Raw genomic sequence first — 212 nt, 5'->3', positions numbered from 1 at the left:
GGCCTGGCACAGCACCGGCAACAGCCGCTGCACCGTCTCCAGCGCCTGCTTGCCACCAATATTGCTGGCGATGGCCACCACCTGGTCCGGGGTCAGGCCATGGGCCTGGCACAGCACCGGCAACAGCGCCTGCACCGTCTCCAGCGCCTGCTTGCCACCGCCATTGCTGGCGATGGCCACCACCTGGTCCGGGGTCAGGCCATGGGCCTGGC

1 protein-coding gene is annotated in these 212 nt (G+C 69.8%); it reads right to left on the bottom strand.

From position 1 onward, the window contains the following. Positions 1-212 (bottom strand): TAL effector repeat-containing protein (locus tag F7R02_RS26270; protein WP_151210397.1); only part of this gene is annotated, 212 nt, incomplete at both ends.

The organism is Xanthomonas cissicola (genome assembly GCF_008801575.1).
Classification (GTDB): domain Bacteria; phylum Pseudomonadota; class Gammaproteobacteria; order Xanthomonadales; family Xanthomonadaceae; genus Xanthomonas; species Xanthomonas cissicola.
This window is presented reverse-complemented; position numbering and strand designations above follow the sequence as displayed.